Raw genomic sequence first — 17,330 nt, 5'->3', positions numbered from 1 at the left:
CCTCCCCGCCGCCGCGCTTATGGCGGCGGGGAGATATAGCGGATAGCAGGACCGGCGACTGCAAGTAAGCCTTGTTGCCTGCCGCTCCAAAACATTAGCATGGAAGATTTTTATATATTTTTGTAGTTCTTAGCACGTACTTTTATGCCTGTATCGCCTGATTTTACCTCCGTGTACACCCATGAATGGGAAATAAATTTCCTACAGTGCAGCCCTAACGGGCTACTGAAGCACACGGAACTATGCAACCTGCTGCAACTCACGGCGGCACAACATGCCGAACTCGGTGGCCTCAGCTTCACGGATATGCAGCAGCATGACCAGGCGTGGGTGCTGAGCCGTATGCATGTAGAAATAGATGAGCTGCCTAAATGGCGTGATGTGGTGACAGTGAAAACGTGGATACAAGACCTGCAGGGCTCGCGCTCCATAAGAGCGCTCGAGATGTACCTGGGCGAAAAGAAAATCGTGGGCAGTTCTACCTACTGGGCTGTGTTGAATACGAAAATCAGGAGAGCAGAAGCCCTTGCCCTGCCCCACGGGCATTTTGAAAAATTTCCACGGATGTTCCCTACAAAAGAAGGATTAAAAAAAATTTCCATTGAAGGTAATGCGGTTTTAGATTCTGAAAGGAAAGTTGTATTATCGGACCTTGACATTGTATTTCACGCTAATAATGTAAAATACCTTGAGTGGTGCCTTGATGCTATAGACCCCCGGCCGCTCCTGAAAGGCCAGCTCCAAAGTTTTGATATGAATTACATGCGCGAATTGCAACTGGGCGATGTGATACAACTATACCATGCTACAGCGAAAAATCAGGCTTATTTTAGTATTGTCAAAGACGATAAAACTTGTTTTGCGCTAGAACTAAACTGGAGATAAAGTATACAAAGCATTACGTTTTTGGCGGTAGTACCAGGCCATAGTTTAGCTGTGCCGGGCTACCAGCTCCCGGATTAAAGACCGCACTTTAGGCTCGGCATTGCGGGCCGCCTGCAGCACCTCATCGTGGCTCACGGCTTCTATGCTTTCTTCGTTGCCCATATCGGTAATTACTGATATGCCGAAAACTTCCATATCCATGTGACGTGCCACGATAACCTCCGGCACGGTTGACATGCCTACACAGTCGGCGCCCAGTATCTTCACCATACGGTATTCTGACAACGTTTCAAAGGTAGGCCCCTGCAGCCCGAGGTAAATACCGTCTTTTACATCAATGCCCTGTGCTACGGCTATTTCTTTGGCTTTGCTTATCATTTTGCGGCTGTAGGGTTCGCTCATGTTCAGGAACCTCGGCCCGAAGCGTACCTCATTTTTCCCTCTCAGCGGATGGTCAGGCATCATATTGATGTGGTCGTATATGAGCACAATATCCCCTACTTTATAAAACTTGTTCACCCCTCCCGAAGCATTGGAAACAATAAGCTTTTCCACACCAAGATATTTCATAACACGTACCGGGAACGTAACTTCCTGCATGCTGTAACCCTCGTAGTAGTGAAAACGCCCCTGCATGGCCACAACTTTGTTCTGGCCTATTTTTCCAAATACAAGCGCCCCTTTGTGGCCTTCTACTGTGGAAACAGGAAAATTAGGTATTTCGCTGTAAGGCAGCGTGTATTCTATTTCTATATCATCAGTAAAGCTGCCAAGCCCACTGCCTAAAATAATTCCATAGCGCGGCGTGAAGCCTGTTTTTTCAGTTATGTATTTAACGGTTTCCTGTACTTTTTCCCACATATTCTAAAATAGTTTTATCAAAATCACCGGCGTCTTTTACAAAGGAACTTTTGATAGGCAGGTAAAACAGCTTATCAGCGGGCAGGCTGCCTTTCAGCCTTGTATAGTCCTTCTCTGTAGTTATGATGATCCTGTTGTCTGATTTATTAATTATAGCCTCAATATCACTTGCTGTAAAATTATGATGATCAGGGTAGGTAAGGCAATGATCTGTATCATTTTTCAGGAAGCTGAAAAACGGCTCAGGCTTTGCTATCCCTGCCACCAGAACTTTATCCTGTGGCTTTACATCAGTTACTTTTATTGAACCCTCCCCACTGTACACCCACTCATCATAGGCAATACAGGTAAAATAAACTTTTTGGTGCATTTGCGGTTTCAACTTACGGGTTATATTTTCCTGTTCCTTTAACGCCAGGTCAGGCGGACATTTCGTTACCACAATAATGTCAGCCCGTTTTGCCCCGCTCCTGCCCTCCCGCAAATTACCGGCTGGCAAAATCAAATCATCTGCATAAATATCGCCATAGGCAGTCAGCAAAATATATAACCCTGCCTTTACCCTGCGGTGCTGGTAGGCATCATCAAGCACAATAACTCCGGGCTTATCAGGAAGTGAAAGCAATCTGGTAATCCCATTTACCCTGTCAGCATCAACAGCCACCTGTATATCCGGAAATTTTAAATGAAACTGGTACGGCTCATCGCCCAGGGTGGCGGCTGTGGCGGCATCATCAGCCAGTACAAACCCTTTACTGCTGCGCTTGTAGCCGCGGCTCAGGGTTGCCACGCTGTAGCTATCCTTCAGCAGGCGGACCAGGTACTCTGTCAGAGGGCTTTTGCCCGTGCCCCCCGTGCTCAGGTTGCCCACCGCTATTACCGGTATATCAAAAGAAAAAGCCCTGAAGATACCCCTGTTGTACAAAAAATTACGGATGCCCGTAACAATACCATACAAAATGGCGAAGGGGAACAGTAATTTTCGCACGTCCTTCATAAGAACGAAAGTATAATATTTTATCTTTGGATAAAAGATTTTTCATACTTAACTGAACATCTTGTTGATGAAAATTAAAGATATTTTACCGGTCCTTGAAGAAATGGCGCCACTGGCCTATGCCGAGGACTTTGATAACGTAGGCCTTCTTGTTGGTGATGCTTCCGCCGATGCCACAGGCATACTGGTTTGCCATGATGCACTTGAAAATGTTATTGACGAGGCTGTTGCCAAAAAATGTAACCTTGTGGTGTGTTTCCACCCTATCCTGTTCTCCGGGCTTAAAAAGATAACAGGCAAAAATTATGTGGAGCGCGCCCTTATAAAAGCCATAAAGAACGATGTTGCCATTTATGCAGTACACACAGCACTGGACAATCATAAACAAGGTGTAAATAAAATATTTTGTGATGCGCTTGGGCTTGTCAATACCCGGGTTTTAGTTCCTAAAGAAAATTTCATCCGTAAGCTGGTTACCTATACCATACCAGAAAACCATGAGCAGCTGCGCAACGCGCTGTTTGATGCAGGTGCAGGCAGCATAGGCAACTATTACAACTGCAGCTTTAACAGCCAGGGCATTGGTACTTACCAGGGTAATGAAGATAGTGACCCTGTTGTGGGTAACCGTGGTGAGTTTACCGAAACAAAAGAAATAAAGATTGAAGTTACGTTTGAAAAGCACCTGGAAAGCAAAATCCTGAAGGCCCTTTTCAGCAGTCATGTTTATGAAGAAGTAGCCTATGAAATTTACACCCTCAACAACACGCACCAAAATATAGGCCTGGGTATGGCAGGCGAACTGCAAGAGCCAATGGAGGAAGCAGCATTTCTTGCCTTCGTCAGGGATAAAATGGATGCACAGGGCATACGCCACAGCGCCCTTACAGGTAAAAAAGTAAATAAAGTAGCGGTTTTGGGAGGCTCAGGAAGTTTCGCCATAAAGAGCGCCATAGCTGCCGGAGCCGATGCTTTCCTGACGGCCGACCTGAAGTACCACCAGTATTATGAGGCCGAAGGGAAGCTGCTTTTAGCTGACATTGGGCACTTTGAAAGCGAGCGTTATACAAAAAATTATATAGTTGGTTATCTTACGAAAAAAATCCCTAATTTTGCAATCATTTTATCGGAAGAGAATACAAATCCAGTTAAGTACTTATAAATTATGGCGAACATCAAGGAACTAAGTGTTGAAGACAAGTTAAGGGCACTTTATGATTTACAGTTAATTGATTCAAGAATTGACGAAATCAGGAACGTAAGGGGCGAACTTCCTCTTGAAGTGGAAGACCTTGAAGATGAAGTGGCAGGACTAAGCACAAGGCTTGAAAAGCTGAAAAACGACCTTGAATCCATAAACGAGCAGATCAAGGAAAAGAAAAATGCCATTGATGAGCGCCATGCTGCCATTAAAAAATATACTGAACAGCAAAAGAATGTGCGCAACAACCGTGAATTCAATTCTTTAAGCAAAGAAATTGAGTACCAGGAGCTGGAGATACAGCTTGCTGAAAAGCATATTAAAGAAATGAAGGCCTCTATTGAGCATAAAAAAGAAATAATTACGCAAAGCGAAGAGAAGCTTGAAGCTAAAAGAACGCACCTGCAGCACAAGAAATCAGAGCTTGATGCTATTATGGCCGAAACAGAAAAAGAAGAAAACTTCCTGCTTGAAAAATCGGCAGAGTACCAGGGGATGATTGAAGAAAGGCTTCTTGCTGCCTATAAAAGGATACGCAGCAGCGTAAGGAACGGCCTTGCTGTAGTTTCAATTGAAAGAGGTGCTTCAGCCGGTTCATTCTTTACCATACCGCCACAAACCCAGATGGAAATTGCGGCCCGCAAAAAGATAATAACTGACGAGCACAGCGGCAGGATACTGGTAGACAGCACCCTTGCTGACGAAGAAAGGGAAAAAATGGAACAATTGTTCGCGAATATATAACAGAATCCCGCTCCGGCGGGATTTTTTGGCTTATGCAGAAACTCCTTACCAATATTGTAAAGCGCGCTGTAGGATTTTATATCAATGCTGTCAGCCACGTTTATCCGGCCACAGCGGCAAAGCTGGCATATAAATTTTTCAGCGAGCCGAGGGAAGGGAAACTGGCAAAAGACAGGCTTCCGGATGTATTACAGTCGGCAGACGCAGAGATACTCACACACGGTGAATTTATTTTCCAGATGTACACCTGGAAAGGAAACGACACAAAAATACTGCTGGTACACGGATGGGAAAGCAACACATCAAGATGGGAGCAGCTGCTTACATACCTCAAAAAGTCGGGCAGTACCATTATTGCCATAGATGCCCCTGCTCACGGTTTATCATCGGGAACTGAATTTAACATACCGCGCTATGCAGAGTTTATACATGTTATAATAGGCAGGCACAAACCGCAGGTATTGATAGGGCATTCACTTGGCGGAGCTACGGCATTGTATTACCAGTCCCACTATCCTAATGATGTAGTTGAAAAAATGGTAATTCTTGGAGCGCCCTGCGACCTCGATACCATACTTAATAATTACAAAAATATGCTGGGGCTGAACAACAAGGTATTCAGCCTGCTGCAAAATCATTTCCTCAAGCACTTCAGGATAAGTACCAAAGATTTTTCAGGCAGCCTTTTTGCCTCTAAAATAAAAGCAAAGGGACTGCTTGCACATGATATTGATGATGATGTAGTAGCTTTTACTGAAGGCAAAAAAATTGCCGGCGCCTGGCCTGATGCTGAATTTGTGGTTACTAAAGGCCTTGGGCACAGCCTGCATGACGATAAGCTGTATAAAAAGATATACAGCTTTATTTTCGGCAAAGAGGCTGCGCTATAGCCACTCTACTATCGCTGAAAAAATAAGCCAATATCCTTACCTTTGCTGCATGGAAGAACTTAAACGCCTCAATAAGTATATTGCTGAAACCGGTTACTGCTCCCGCCGCGAAGCCGACAGGCTCATTGAAGAAGGCCGTGTGGCCATCAATGGCAGGCAGGCAGAAATGGGGACTAAGGTAAGCCCGGAGGATGAGGTGCGTGTTGACGGTAAGCTCGTGGGCGCGAAAAAAGAAAAACCCATATACCTGGCATTTAATAAACCGGTAGGTATTGAATGTACCACCAATATTGAGGTTAAGAATAATATAGTTGACTATATTAATTACCCGAAACGCATATTCCCTATCGGGCGGCTTGATAAGGCCAGTGAAGGCCTGATCTTCATGACTAATGACGGCGACATTGTAAACAAGATACTGCGCGCCAGGAACAACCACGAAAAAGAATATGTGGTAACGGTAAACAAGCCGATAACCGACCGGTTTATACAACGTATGGGCAACGGTATACCTATACTCGACACCGTGACCCGTAAATGCAAAGTAGAACAGATAAGCAAATATATCTTCCGTATAGTGCTAACACAGGGCCTTAACCGGCAGATACGCCGTATGTGCGAATACCTTGGGTATGAAGTTACTGCACTAAAACGCATACGTATTATCAATATATCCCTTGATGTACCCGTAGGTAAATACCGTGAACTTACCCCTGCCGAAATAAAAGAACTCAACCAGCTTATTGAGTCCTCCAGCAAAACGGAAGAGGCGAGCCTGCCTAGAGCAGAGCAGAAAAATATCAAAAAGTCTGTGATAACTCAACCGAAAGCTGACAACCAGCGAAAATTGGGAAACAGGCGATAAAGTATTACGTAAAAAGCCTTGGTATCCCAAGGCTTTTGTAACTAACCCAAATTAACTTAATATCAAACTATTTATCTTATTAACTATATATTTCCTACAGACAAATTTTGTGCCAAAAAGCCAATTTCTAGAAACTAGTTAATATATCATAATCATTTATTCCTCTTCTGCTCCCTTGCCAGTAAGGTGTTTTTCAGCAGCATGGCAATGGTCATGGGGCCAACACCGCCGGGCACAGGTGTTATAAAAGACGCTTTTTTACTCACATTTTCAAAATCAACATCACCGGTAATGCGGTAACCCTTTTCTGAATCATCTGTTACACGGGTGATGCCCACATCAATCACAACGGCGTCATCTTTTATCATTTCAGCCTTCAGGTAGTTTGGTACGCCGAGGGCTGTTATTATAATATCAGCCTGTGTAGTTATCTGGTTGATATTTTTGGTATGGCTGTGGGTAAGCGTAACTGTGCTGTTCCCCGGGAAACCCTTACGCCCCATAAGTATGCTCATGGGCCGCCCTACAATGTGGCTCCTGCCGATAACTACAGTATGCTTGCCTTCCGTCTTTACATTGTAGCGCTCTAAAAGCTCAAGTATCCCGAAAGGCGTTGCCGGGATAAACGTGGTCATGTCAAGGGCCATTTTACCAAAATTCTCCGGATGGAAACCATCCACATCCTTACTTGGGTCAATAGCCATAATAACTTTTTGGGTATCTATTTGCTTAGGCAGTGGCAGCTGCACAATAAAACCATCAATGTTATCGTCCTCATTCAGTTTTTTTATAGTTTTCAGAAGCTCCGTTTCTGATGTGGTGCTGGGCATTTTAATAAGTGTCGATTCAAATCCTACCCTCTCGCAGGCTTTCACTTTACTGCCCACATAGGTAAGGCTGGCGCCGTCATTCCCTACAATAACAGCGGCAAGGTGTGGCACCTTTTCGTTATTATCCTTCATGCGCTGCACTTCTGCGGCAATTTCGTTTTTAATGTCCTCTGATGTTTTTTTCCCGTCTAATAAAATCATAAAGTAGTTAAAATGTTTAAAGTTCAAGGTTAAAAAGTTACACTCAAAACCTCTTACTTATGTGTTGTGTTGTATGTTCGATATGGTACAAAAAATTTAAGGTTTAAAATTTCTCCGCGAAACTTTAAACCTTAAACTTTAAATTTTATGACCTCATGCCTTTCATTCCGCCCATCATCCTCATCAGGTTTTTCCCTGCACCTCCCTGCATCATCTTCATCATTTTACTCATTTGGTCAAACTGTTTGAGCAATTGGTTTACCTGCTGTATGGAAGTGCCGCTGCCTTTTGCAATCCTGTTTTTCCTTTTGGCATCAATTATAGCCGGCTTGCTCCTTTCGCCGGGTGTCATAGAGTGTATAATGGCTTCAATGTGCTTAAAGGCATCGTCTTCAATCTCTACGTCCTTTAATGCCTTGCCTGCACCGGGTATCATGCCTATCAGGTCTTTCATGTTACCCATTTTCTTAACCTGCTGTATCTGGTTCAGGAAATCATCAAAACCAAATTCGTTCTTGGCTATCTTCTTCTGTAGTTTGCGCGCCTCTTCCTCATCATATTGCTCCTGGGCCCTTTCTACGAGCGACACAACATCGCCCATGCCAAGGATACGGTCGGCCATACGGTTAGGATAGAAGACATCAATGGCTTCCATCTTTTCACCTGTACCAATAAACTTGATAGGCTTATTAACAACCGATTTTATAGATATGGCAGCACCGCCGCGGGTGTCGCCATCCAGCTTGGTAAGGATTACACCATCAAAATTAAGCCTGTCATTAAAAGCTTTGGCAGTGTTTACCGCATCCTGCCCGGTCATGGAATCTACTACAAACAACGTTTCCTGTGGCTGTAATGCCTTATGAACGTTAGCAATTTCGTTCATCATTTCCTCATCAACAGCAAGGCGGCCGGCAGTATCTACAATAACCACATTATACCCATTTGCTTTTGCGTGCTTTACGGCGTTTTGTGCAATTTCAACAGGGTTGCGGTTACCTTCTTCAGAGTACACTTCTACACCTATCTGCCCGCCGACTACATGAAGCTGGTTAATTGCCGCGGGGCGGTAAATATCGCAGGCTACCAATAGCGGTTTTTTATTCTTTTTAGTTTTAAGATAATTAGCCAGCTTCCCTGAAAAAGTGGTTTTACCCGAACCCTGGAGGCCAGACATTAATATAACTGTAGGGTTGCCGGAAAGGTTTATGCCTGCCGCATCGCCGCCCATAAGTTCAGTAAGCTCATCTTTGACCAGCTTAACCATCAACTGGCCCGGCTGAAGGGTAGTAAGCACATTTTGCCCGATAGCTTTTTCTTTTACTTTAGTGGTAAAATCCTTTGCAATTTTAAAGTTCACGTCGGCATCAAGCAACGCACGGCGCACTTCTTTCAGCGTGTCAGCTACATTTACTTCCGTAATCTTACCGTGCCCTTTTAATACATGAAAGGCTTTATCTAACTTTTCACTTAAATTATCGAACATAATTTCCCTTTTCTTTTATTGAGGTGCAAATTTAAGGATTTGATTTTGAAGTCAGATGCATTAAAACTAAAAAACCAGGGGTTTCAGCCTTTAAATAAAAAATCCTGCAACGGGCAGGATTTATTTATTATCGTATTGGCTGGTTTTGTATCAGGTCCAGGAACAGGTTTATTTTGTCTTTCAGTTCCTTACGCGGTGTAATGAAATCAAGGAACCCATGCTCCAGTACAAACTCTGCCGTCTGGAAGCCTTCCGGCAGTTCCTTGCCTGTAGTGTCCTTTACTACGCGTGGCCCTGCAAAGCCTATCAGCGCACCGGGTTCAGAAATGTTTACATCACCCAGCATGGCGTATGATGCTGTGGTACCACCCGTAGTAGGGTCAGTACAAAGCGAAATATACGGTACTTTAGCATCGGCAAGTTGTGCCAACTTTGCTGATGTTTTTGCGAGTTGCATCAGTGAGTAGGCCGCCTCCATCATCCTGGCCCCGCCTGATTTTGATATCATCACGAAAGGAACCCTGTTCCTGATGGAGTAATCAATAGCACGGGCAATTTTTTCGCCAACCACGGCGCCCATAGACCCGCCAATGAACGCAAAGTCCATACAGGCAACCACAAGGTCTTTACCTTTTGACTTTCCTACGGCTGTCCTCACAGCGTCTTTGAGTTTTGTCTTGTCTATAGCCTCTTTTAGCCTGTCGCTGTATTTTTTGGTATCCTCAAATTTTAACGGGTCTTTTGAGGTCATGTTCTTATCAAACTCCTCAAATTCATTATTGTCAAAAAGTATTTCAAAATACTCTTTGCTGCCTATCCTTACATGGTAACCGTCTTCCGGGCTTACGTAAAAGTTTTTGGCCAATTCATCTGCATCTACAATTTTTCCGGTAGGCGATTTGTACCATAAACCCTTTGGTACATCTTTTTTGTCTTCCGTTGGTGTTTGTATACCTTTTTCTGTTCTTTTAAACCAAGCCATATTCAGTTGTTCTGTTTTAGGAGTTAATAGGTTTAGGAGTTGTGTTTGGTACCTATTAACTGTTGCTATAAAGTATTTACATTATTTAAATCCGCAAAAGCCTGTTCCAGCCTCTTGTTGAAAGTAATTTCGCCTTCGCGAATCCACTTCCTTGGGTCATAGTGTTTCTTGTTAGGCGAATCAGGCCCGTCAGGACTTCCTATTTGTGTTTTAAGATAGTCTATTTTACCGGTCATGTAATCGCGTATGCCTTCAGTAAAAGCAAACTGCAGGTCGGTATCAATATTCATTTTAATAACACCGTATGATATAGCTTCCCTTATCTCCTCAAGCGTAGAGCCCGAGCCGCCATGGAAAACAAAATCTACAGGGTTATGCCCGGTGTTGAACTTGTTCTGCACATATTCCTGTGAATTCTTTAATATTTTGGGTGTAAGTTTTACGTTGCCCGGCTTGTACACGCCGTGTACGTTTCCAAAGGCAGCGGCAACAGTAAATTTATCAGATACTTTGCTTAACTCTTCATAAGCGTATGCCACCTCTTCAGGCTGTGTATACAGCTTTGAACTGTCAACATCGCTGTTATCCACACCGTCTTCCTCACCGCCGGTAATGCCTAGTTCAATTTCAAGGGTCATACCCATTTTGCTCATGCGCTCAAGGTACTTTTTGCAGGTTTCAATGTTTTCTTCAATCGGTTCTTCCGAAAGGTCGAGCATGTGCGAGCTGTACAGGGGCTTCCCGGTTTCGGCAAAATGCTTTTCGCTGGCGTCAAGCAGCCCGTCAATCCACGGTAGCAGGTTTTTGGCACAATGGTCGGTATGTAGAATAACTGTAGCGCCGTAAGCCTCGGCCAGCGTATGTATATGTTTTGCACCTGCAATACCTCCAAGTATGGCTGCCTGCTGGCCATCATTACTTAATCCTTTCCCGGCATTAAAAGCGGCGCCCCCATTAGAAAATTGTATAATAACGGGTGCTTTTAATTTTGCGGCAGTTTCAAGCACACCATTGATAGTGCTTGAGCCTGTTACATTAACTGCGGGCAGGGCAAAGCCTTTTTCTTTTGCATACCTGAAAATTTCCTGTACCTGGTCGCCGGTGGCAACACCTGGCTTGATATTGTGGGCCATTATGTTGAATTTTTAAAAATTAAACCACAAAAATAGTATTTTTAACTTTAGAAAGGATAATTAATCCCAACATTTAGGACGGCATTGGAAAAATTGTACTCCTTCAGCCAGCGGTCATTTTCGGGCCTGCCGGGGTTATACGTTTTAAAACCTACATCAAACCTTACCACAAAAAAGCTGAAATCATACCTGAGGCCAAATCCCGTACCCAATGCCAGGTCCTTAAACGATGAAAAGCCATTGAAGGTAAAATTGGGGTCGTCAACCTCATCAAGAACATTCCAGATATTACCAAGGTCGCCAAATATGGCCCCATTCATTTTCCCGAATAGGTTAAACCTCAGCTCGGCACTGTAGGCCAGCTTAAGGTTGGCTTCATTAAAATCATTGCGGCCGCCTGTCCTTCCGGGCCCAAGGCGATAGGATTGCCATGCCCTGTTATCGTTAGAGCCTCCGGCAAAGTAGCTCCTCGCAAAAGGGATAGAGTTAGAGTTTCCATAAGGTATGGCTATTCCGCCAAAGGCCCTCATAGCCAGCACGGTACCCCTGCGCAGGTCAAAGTGCTTTATCAGGTCCAGCTCCACTTTGGCGTATTGGGAGTATTCTACATCCAGAAAAGTGAGGTTACCACTGGCGCTCCTGTTGTTATTATTAGTCAGTGAAGACAACAGCCCCAGTGTATTTCCGGCGGTTTCAAGTTTTGTCTTAAAGATAAAGAAAGTGTTGTCCGTTAAATTCTGGCGGGTACTTGTGGTATATGTAAAATTTGAAGAAAAGATTAAGTTATTTTCTGTGAGGCGCTGCCTTCTTTCTTCAATACTGTTTACGTTCTTTTTGTCTTCTTCATTAAGCGTTATGTTTCCCGACTGCACATCGGCAATAAAACCATCAGTACCGCCGTCACCTATAGTAAGATTATTATCCTGGTCGAAGTAGGCAGGATTCACCTGTGCCTGGTTAGCTCTGGCTATATCGTTTAGCCGATTGTATGATGATTCATATACCCTGAAAAAAGCGCCCGCATTTACATTGCGGATATACTGGATATTAAAAAGGTCATAACGCGCTGTTACCCTGCTATTCCGCCTCGGGCTCCAGTTATAGCTTAGTATACCGGTAAAGTTTTCTTTGTCCAGCCCAATGTTGCGCTGCCTGCTTACACCGAGGCTCAACAGGCTCGAGGGTATCATTTCTTTAGAAATAATCCTATCTGTTTTAAAAGGAAAAAAGATCCTTGGGAAACTCAGCTTGGCATCGGCACCATATTCAGACACATTAAAAAATGACTTGTCCTGTATGGCGAGGTCACGGGATGAACCTATATTGCCCCGTGTTGAAAGATCCAGTATCTCGGCACCCCTGAAAATATTCCTTATGGATAGCCCAAGGCTTCCCTGGATACCAAAATCCTGGATATTGGAATGCGTAAAATCAGCGGTTACATTGAAGCGATACTTTTTGCGCGGGTTCAGGTAAATATTAGTTATCAATGAGGAGCCGCTTACATCTGTAGTATCTTCTACAAATTGTATAGAAGGATAGAAAAACACTTTAAGGTTATTTACATAGCGCAGGGTAAGGGTTCTCCTGAAGTCGGCAAACGGAGATCCCGGTGACAGGAATACGGCATCGGTTATTGCTTTTGGCCTGTAGTTAAGCCTGCCGGGGCTTATCAGGTTAAAGCCTTTGTAGCGTACGGTATCTATGGGCTGGCCTTCAGCTGAGGGATTTTTAATATGGATGTTTACACTGCTTATCTTGTACAGCTTGAAGGGCCTGACTGTAGTGGAATCACCCCTTCGTATGGTTTCGTTGTCAATGACAAGGTCAACATTGGCTTTGTAAGGAGATGTAACAGTGTCAATAATGTATCGTATAAAGTTCTGCTGGAAGCGGTAAGCACCTCTATTCCTGAAATACGTGGTAAGCCTTTCGCGTTCACCGGCAAAATCAGTTTCATTATATTGTTTACCGGGTTTGACCATAGATTCAGTTTTGGATAAATTGTAAAGGCTGTCAAGCGCCGGTGTTTCTATAAAGGCCGTAAGGGTGTCAATTATGTACGGCCTGCCTGTAATGATATTATAGGTGACCTGTGCTTTTTTTCCTTCGAGTGTATCAATGCTGTAGCCCACCTTATTCCTGAAAAAGCCTTTTTTATAATAATAGGCCGATAGGCGGTTAGCCGATTTCCTCACACGGTAGGGGTCAACAACAACAGGCGGCTCTCCTACTCTTTTAAGGAAACTGCTCAGGCCGGATACAAGAAAAGATTTACCAAGCCGCTGCACCTGTTTTTCTGAAAGCAGCCTGCGAAGGTGCTCATGCCGCCCGGGCTTGCGCTCAAGCCATGCCCTGTATGATGAATCGGCATTTTGTTTTGCCATATTATACAAGTTGAGCCTCAGCCTGTAGCCAAGTATGTTAGTGTTTGGCTGCTGGTATAACTGGTCTTTCAGCTCATCTTCAGTCTTTTTTTCGCCATTTACCTGTATTTCATTTTTCATTAAAAGGCGCTTCCCTTCAGGCACCCTTTTGGTTATGGAGCAGGAATATAATACAAGGCCAGATAAAATAATAAGTACTATTTTTGCTGTTTTATTTCTCAAGGTATTATTGCGGAATAGTAATTCAAAAATACATTTTTTATGGTTAGTAAAAACCAAATAAAATTAATAAAGGGGCTTCAGCAAAAAAAATACCGGAAACAGCACCAATTATTTTTTGCCGAAGGCATAAAGGTGGTGCAGGAACTGCTGACCTCTGATTTTGAATTATACCATTTATTTACTACTGAAGCTGTTTTTGGCACATTTGCACAGGATAAGCAAACGCTGATAACCGAAACAGAACTCAAAAAAATAAGCGCGCTTACCACGCCCAATGCCTGCCTGGCTGTTTTTGCCATGCCTGCGCCGCAGCCTGCTCCTAATAAGGGGCTGGTAGTGGCGCTTGACAACGTGCGCGACCCGGGGAACCTTGGCACCATTATCAGGCTTTGCGACTGGTTTGGCATTGAGGCCATAGTGTGTTCGGAAGCGTGTGTTGATGCCTATAATCCGAAAACGGTACAGGCAACTATGGGTTCTATTGCACGTGTAAAGGTTGCCTATACCAACCTGGAAGAGTATCTTTCAGGGGTAAGCCTTCCGGTTTACGGTACATTTATGGACGGGGAAAATATTTATAGACAACAATTTGGCCAACAAGGCGTAATAGTGCTGGGCAATGAGGCCAACGGGATTTCTCCAGAAATTCAAAAGCTGGTAACTAAAAAAATTGCAATACCCCGTTTTGGAAGGCTGCAGGTAACAGAGAGCCTTAACGTGGCCACTGCTTCAGCCATTATTTTCAGTGAGTTCAGGAGGGCTACTTAGTGGAAAGTAAAGTTGATAAGCACAGCCCGTGTTTTCATGGAGCCAACATTGCCTGTGTATTCGCTGTCAGGCCTGTTGTCCCGTATCAGTTCATCCTCCAGGCCAAATACGCCCCTTATCGAAGGCGAGAACTTGAAATACTCAAAGTACAGGTCTATACCAAAGCCAATTTCGTAATTGTTGGTCCAGCGCTTCATCCTGAATCGGTTGCTGTAATTGTCGTCCTGGGCCTGCTCGTTGCTTGAAAGGTTTAGCGTGCGCGAAAAACCGCCCAACAGGTAAGGCTTTATATTCCCGGTGCGTTTGCTTGAAAATTTGAGCAGTAACGGGAAGTGTATATAAGTTGATTTTACTTCCCTGAGCCTGTCGGCTGTTGTACCTTCTATGTTTGGAAATGTAAGGTTACGCTGAGTATAATATAAACCGGGTTCAAAACGCAGGTCCAGGTATTCAAATATCCGCAGGTTGCCCACCAGCCCCACGTTGAAGCCTGTTGTGCCTTTCTCGATAATGTCCTGCTCCGGTGGGGCAATGTAATCAAACCTGAAGCTATAGCTGTTAAAGCCAAGAAAATAGCCCCAGTGTACTCTTTGTTTATCAAAATTTTCCAGATTTATGATAGGATCCTTCCCAAAAACATTGGTGCCAAACTGGGCATGGCTGCACAGCCCGGAGAACAAGAAGGTTATTAGGAGCAATTTCTTCATGTTATTGTTTTGAAGCGGTATATATCGTTGCCACGCCAAAAGTCTGTGGCATGTGTTTCACGTCTATAAACCCAACTTTTCGTAAAATATTGTTCAGCGCTTCGCCAAAAGGGAAAACCGAAGCCGATTCGCACAGGTAAGCATATGCAGATTTATCCCGCGAAAATATCCTGCCTATAAGGGGCAATATAAAGCGGGTGTACAATTTATACCCCTGCTTGTAGGGGAACTTAACAGGGACCGATGTTTCGAGTATTACCAATAGCCCTCCCGGCTTCAATACGCGGAGTATTTCGGCGAGGCCTTTTTCAAGGGTTTCAAAATTACGTACCCCGAAGGCTACGGTAATAGCATCAAAATAATTATCCTGGAAGGGCAGGTTCTCACTGTCGCCATATACCAGTTTCACCCGGCTGTCAAGATTTTGTGCCGTTACTTTTTTTCGGCCTACTTCCATCATCCCTTCTGATATGTCAGCGCCAATAATTTCGCCTGCGCCGGTTTTAGCCATAAGCAAAGCCAGGTCGCCTGTGCCGGTAGCAATGTCCAGTATGGTTTGCGGGTTTTTGGCCGCCACAAGCTTCAGTACCTTTTTACGCCATTTTACATCAATGCCAAAAGAAATCACGCGGTTAAGGCCGTCATAACTGCCGGATATGGTATCGAACATCTGCGCTACCTGCTCTTTTTTGCCGAGGCCTGAATCTTTATAAGGGGTTACTTGTTTTGACATTACGGTATTTTGAGAAGGCAAAGATAGTGGAAGTTTTCATTAATGCTAGCTTATAGTTTGAGGTTCCATTTCGGAAGGACATTATTATTTTTGTAGAATTCATGAAGTAGATTTATTTCTACATATAATGGACTATCGCGATTTTTATCACAATAAGTTACGAACCAATCGATCTCTAATAATTCAATATTATCAATAATCATTTGGTTTTTCCATGATCGAATCCTCTTGTCCTTAAATTGATGCCCATACACTATCCTGCCTTTTATCCCTCCCTTTCCTGAGGATCTAACCGCAATATCTCCGTTAGGTTTAATGTGTCCAGAAGATCCAATATATATTATTTCCTTTGAAGAGCCACCAACCTTATAAACTACATATACGCCACTTTTATCCTGAGGCGCATTGCATTTAGCAAAAAGGTCTTCCTGAGGAGTAAATGTAAAGCTACCAGTACTGTAATTATTCAAATTAAAATTAAAGTTCATATACTTTATGATTAATAACTCTTTATATACGTTTCAAAAGTAAACTCAAACTGATGCCTTTCATCTTTCGGATGAAAAATTTTCCCGGCAACTTTCCACCTGCTCGTGTCTATTTCAGGGAAGAACGCATCGGCTTCAGGGGCAATGCCATGTACCCGGGTGAGGTCCAGCTTGTCTGCTATGTTTATGGCCTGCCTGTAAATTTCGCCACCACCTATTATAAATACCTCTTCATCCTGCGGAGATGCTGCGAGAGCAGCGTCAAGACTATTTACAACAATACAACCTTCGGCTTTGTAATCTTCCTGGCGTGTAATTATTACGTGCGTACGGTTTGGCAGTATTCCCGGCAGGCTGTCAAAGGTTTTGCGCCCCATAATGATGTAGTGCCCCGAGGTGATCTGCTTAAACCGCTTAAAATCATCAGGCAGGTGCCAAAGCATTTTATTGTCTTTGCCGAGGGCGTTATTTTCCGCAATGGCGGCAATAAGGGTAACAGTCATTTATACGGGTGTATTATCGTTTTCTACTTTCTTTTCAAGCTGGTTTATGCGGCGCTCCTGGCGTGCCACCAGCTTTGCTATTTGCTCCTGCTCCCATTTTTTATTAATGAAGCTCTCTGTTACAAATACTTTTATGAAGTGCATTACAAACAAAAATCCCCAGCCGGTTATAACCCACAGGTACCAGTCATCATATTCATCAACCTTAAGGACCTTGTTTATAATGAAGAGGAAGATACTGCTTACAAAAAATAATATGAAGTGAAAATAAACCCTTTTTTTCTGTTTTACCCTCTTCCGGGCATATTCGTAGAGTTCCTGCTGGCTGCTTTCCATATAGTAGTTTTTGGTAAAACTAAGATATACAAAATTATTTTTAGCTTTACTTTTTTTTAAATTGTAAAACAATAGCGTCCTAAACAATAAAAAAAAGAATGGTTAGTTTTT

18 protein-coding genes are annotated in these 17,330 nt (G+C 43.6%); 6 read left to right on the top strand and 12 right to left on the bottom strand.

Features of this window, described 5'->3' with window-relative positions:
- Window positions 1–144: 144 nt before the first annotated feature.
- Window positions 145–885 (top strand): acyl-[acyl-carrier-protein] thioesterase, encoded by a 741-nt coding sequence (locus tag CHU92_RS05480; protein WP_094413392.1) that lies wholly within the window; start codon window positions 145–147, stop codon window positions 883–885.
- 45 nt (window positions 886–930) lie between these two features.
- Here the strand turns inward: CHU92_RS05480 and CHU92_RS05475 are convergent, their stop codons facing one another.
- Window positions 931–1,746 carry a purine-nucleoside phosphorylase gene (locus tag CHU92_RS05475; RefSeq protein WP_094413390.1) on the bottom strand — a complete coding sequence of 272 codons (816 nt, stop codon included), beginning with the start codon at window positions 1,744–1,746 and terminating at the stop codon, window positions 931–933.
- On the bottom strand, window positions 1,718–2,743 hold the full coding sequence (lpxK, locus tag CHU92_RS05470) for a tetraacyldisaccharide 4'-kinase (RefSeq protein ID WP_094413388.1): 1,026 nt from the start codon (window positions 2,741–2,743) through the stop codon (window positions 1,718–1,720). Before lpxK ends, CHU92_RS05475 begins: the two co-directional genes overlap by 29 nt.
- 67 nt (window positions 2,744–2,810) lie before the next feature.
- On the opposite strand from lpxK, the gene CHU92_RS05465 reads away from it, so the two are divergent.
- Genes CHU92_RS05465 through rluF form a run of 4 tightly spaced genes read left to right on the top strand, consistent with a single transcriptional unit; the run spans window position 2,811 to window position 6,443 of the window.
- Window positions 2,811–3,905 carry a Nif3-like dinuclear metal center hexameric protein gene (locus tag CHU92_RS05465; RefSeq protein ID WP_094413386.1) on the top strand — a complete coding sequence of 365 codons (1,095 nt, stop codon included), beginning with the start codon at window positions 2,811–2,813 and terminating at the stop codon, window positions 3,903–3,905.
- 3 nt (window positions 3,906–3,908) lie between these two features.
- Window positions 3,909–4,688, top strand: a complete 780-nt coding sequence (locus CHU92_RS05460; RefSeq protein ID WP_094413384.1) for a zinc ribbon domain-containing protein — start codon at window positions 3,909–3,911, stop codon at window positions 4,686–4,688.
- Window positions 4,689–4,720: 32 nt separating this feature from the next.
- A complete protein-coding gene (locus CHU92_RS05455; RefSeq protein WP_094413382.1) occupies window positions 4,721–5,578 on the top strand; it encodes an alpha/beta fold hydrolase in 858 nt (285 codons plus the stop codon).
- A gap of 49 nt (window positions 5,579–5,627) precedes the next feature.
- Window positions 5,628–6,443 (top strand): 23S rRNA pseudouridine(2604) synthase RluF, encoded by an 816-nt coding sequence (gene rluF, locus CHU92_RS05450; RefSeq protein WP_094413380.1) that lies wholly within the window; start codon window positions 5,628–5,630, stop codon window positions 6,441–6,443.
- 152 nt (window positions 6,444–6,595) lie between these two features.
- On the opposite strand, the gene CHU92_RS05445 is transcribed toward rluF, so the two are convergent.
- The 5 genes from CHU92_RS05445 to tamL all read right to left on the bottom strand — a co-directional run bounded on the left by CHU92_RS05445 (window position 6,596) and on the right by tamL (window position 13,684).
- Complete coding sequence (locus tag CHU92_RS05445) at window positions 6,596–7,474, bottom strand: bifunctional 5,10-methylenetetrahydrofolate dehydrogenase/5,10-methenyltetrahydrofolate cyclohydrolase (RefSeq protein ID WP_094413378.1); 879 nt, start codon at window positions 7,472–7,474, stop codon at window positions 6,596–6,598.
- A 145-nt stretch (window positions 7,475–7,619) separates the two neighbouring features.
- Entirely contained in the window at window positions 7,620–8,960 is a 1,341-nt protein-coding gene (gene ffh, locus CHU92_RS05440; protein ID WP_094413376.1) for a signal recognition particle protein, read from the bottom strand.
- Window positions 8,961–9,087: 127 nt separating this feature from the next.
- Entirely contained in the window at window positions 9,088–9,942 is an 855-nt protein-coding gene (gene accD, locus CHU92_RS05435; protein ID WP_094413374.1) for an acetyl-CoA carboxylase, carboxyltransferase subunit beta, read from the bottom strand.
- A 65-nt stretch (window positions 9,943–10,007) separates the two neighbouring features.
- The gene (gene fbaA, locus CHU92_RS05430; RefSeq protein ID WP_094413372.1) at window positions 10,008–11,075 is read right to left on the bottom strand and encodes a class II fructose-bisphosphate aldolase; all 1,068 of its coding nucleotides are present in this window, start codon (window positions 11,073–11,075) and stop codon (window positions 10,008–10,010) included.
- A gap of 47 nt (window positions 11,076–11,122) precedes the next feature.
- Window positions 11,123–13,684 carry a translocation and assembly module lipoprotein TamL gene (tamL, locus tag CHU92_RS05425; protein WP_207759812.1) on the bottom strand — a complete coding sequence of 854 codons (2,562 nt, stop codon included), beginning with the start codon at window positions 13,682–13,684 and terminating at the stop codon, window positions 11,123–11,125.
- A gap of 39 nt (window positions 13,685–13,723) precedes the next feature.
- Between tamL and CHU92_RS05420 the strand changes: the two genes are divergently transcribed.
- Window positions 13,724–14,452 (top strand): TrmH family RNA methyltransferase, encoded by a 729-nt coding sequence (locus tag CHU92_RS05420; protein WP_094413371.1) that lies wholly within the window; start codon window positions 13,724–13,726, stop codon window positions 14,450–14,452.
- On the opposite strand, the gene porT is transcribed toward CHU92_RS05420, so the two are convergent.
- From porT to CHU92_RS05395, 5 genes are read right to left on the bottom strand one after another with little or no spacing between them, the layout of a single operon-like run.
- Window positions 14,449–15,159: a type IX secretion/gliding motility protein PorT/SprT gene (porT, locus tag CHU92_RS05415; RefSeq protein WP_094413369.1), complete on the bottom strand. Its 711-nt coding sequence runs from the start codon at window positions 15,157–15,159 to the stop codon at window positions 14,449–14,451. The two genes, CHU92_RS05420 and porT, sit on opposite strands and share 4 nt — an antisense overlap.
- Window position 15,160: 1 nt before the next feature.
- Complete coding sequence (gene ubiE, locus CHU92_RS05410) at window positions 15,161–15,892, bottom strand: bifunctional demethylmenaquinone methyltransferase/2-methoxy-6-polyprenyl-1,4-benzoquinol methylase UbiE (protein WP_094413367.1); 732 nt, start codon at window positions 15,890–15,892, stop codon at window positions 15,161–15,163.
- Between the two features lie 50 nt (window positions 15,893–15,942).
- Complete coding sequence (locus CHU92_RS05405; RefSeq protein WP_094413365.1) at window positions 15,943–16,380, bottom strand: hypothetical protein; 438 nt, start codon at window positions 16,378–16,380, stop codon at window positions 15,943–15,945.
- An 11-nt stretch (window positions 16,381–16,391) separates the two neighbouring features.
- On the bottom strand, window positions 16,392–16,883 hold the full coding sequence (locus CHU92_RS05400) for a dihydrofolate reductase (protein ID WP_094413363.1): 492 nt from the start codon (window positions 16,881–16,883) through the stop codon (window positions 16,392–16,394).
- On the bottom strand, window positions 16,884–17,219 hold the full coding sequence (locus CHU92_RS05395) for a 2TM domain-containing protein (protein WP_094413394.1): 336 nt from the start codon (window positions 17,217–17,219) through the stop codon (window positions 16,884–16,886).
- Window positions 17,220–17,330: the final 111 nt, after the last annotated feature.

Origin of the sequence: Flavobacterium cyanobacteriorum (assembly GCF_002251835.1) — a bacterium.
GTDB lineage: Bacteria > Bacteroidota > Bacteroidia > Flavobacteriales > Flavobacteriaceae > Flavobacterium > Flavobacterium cyanobacteriorum.
Note: the sequence above shows the minus strand (reverse complement) of the source record. Positions and strands in the feature narration are given on the sequence as shown.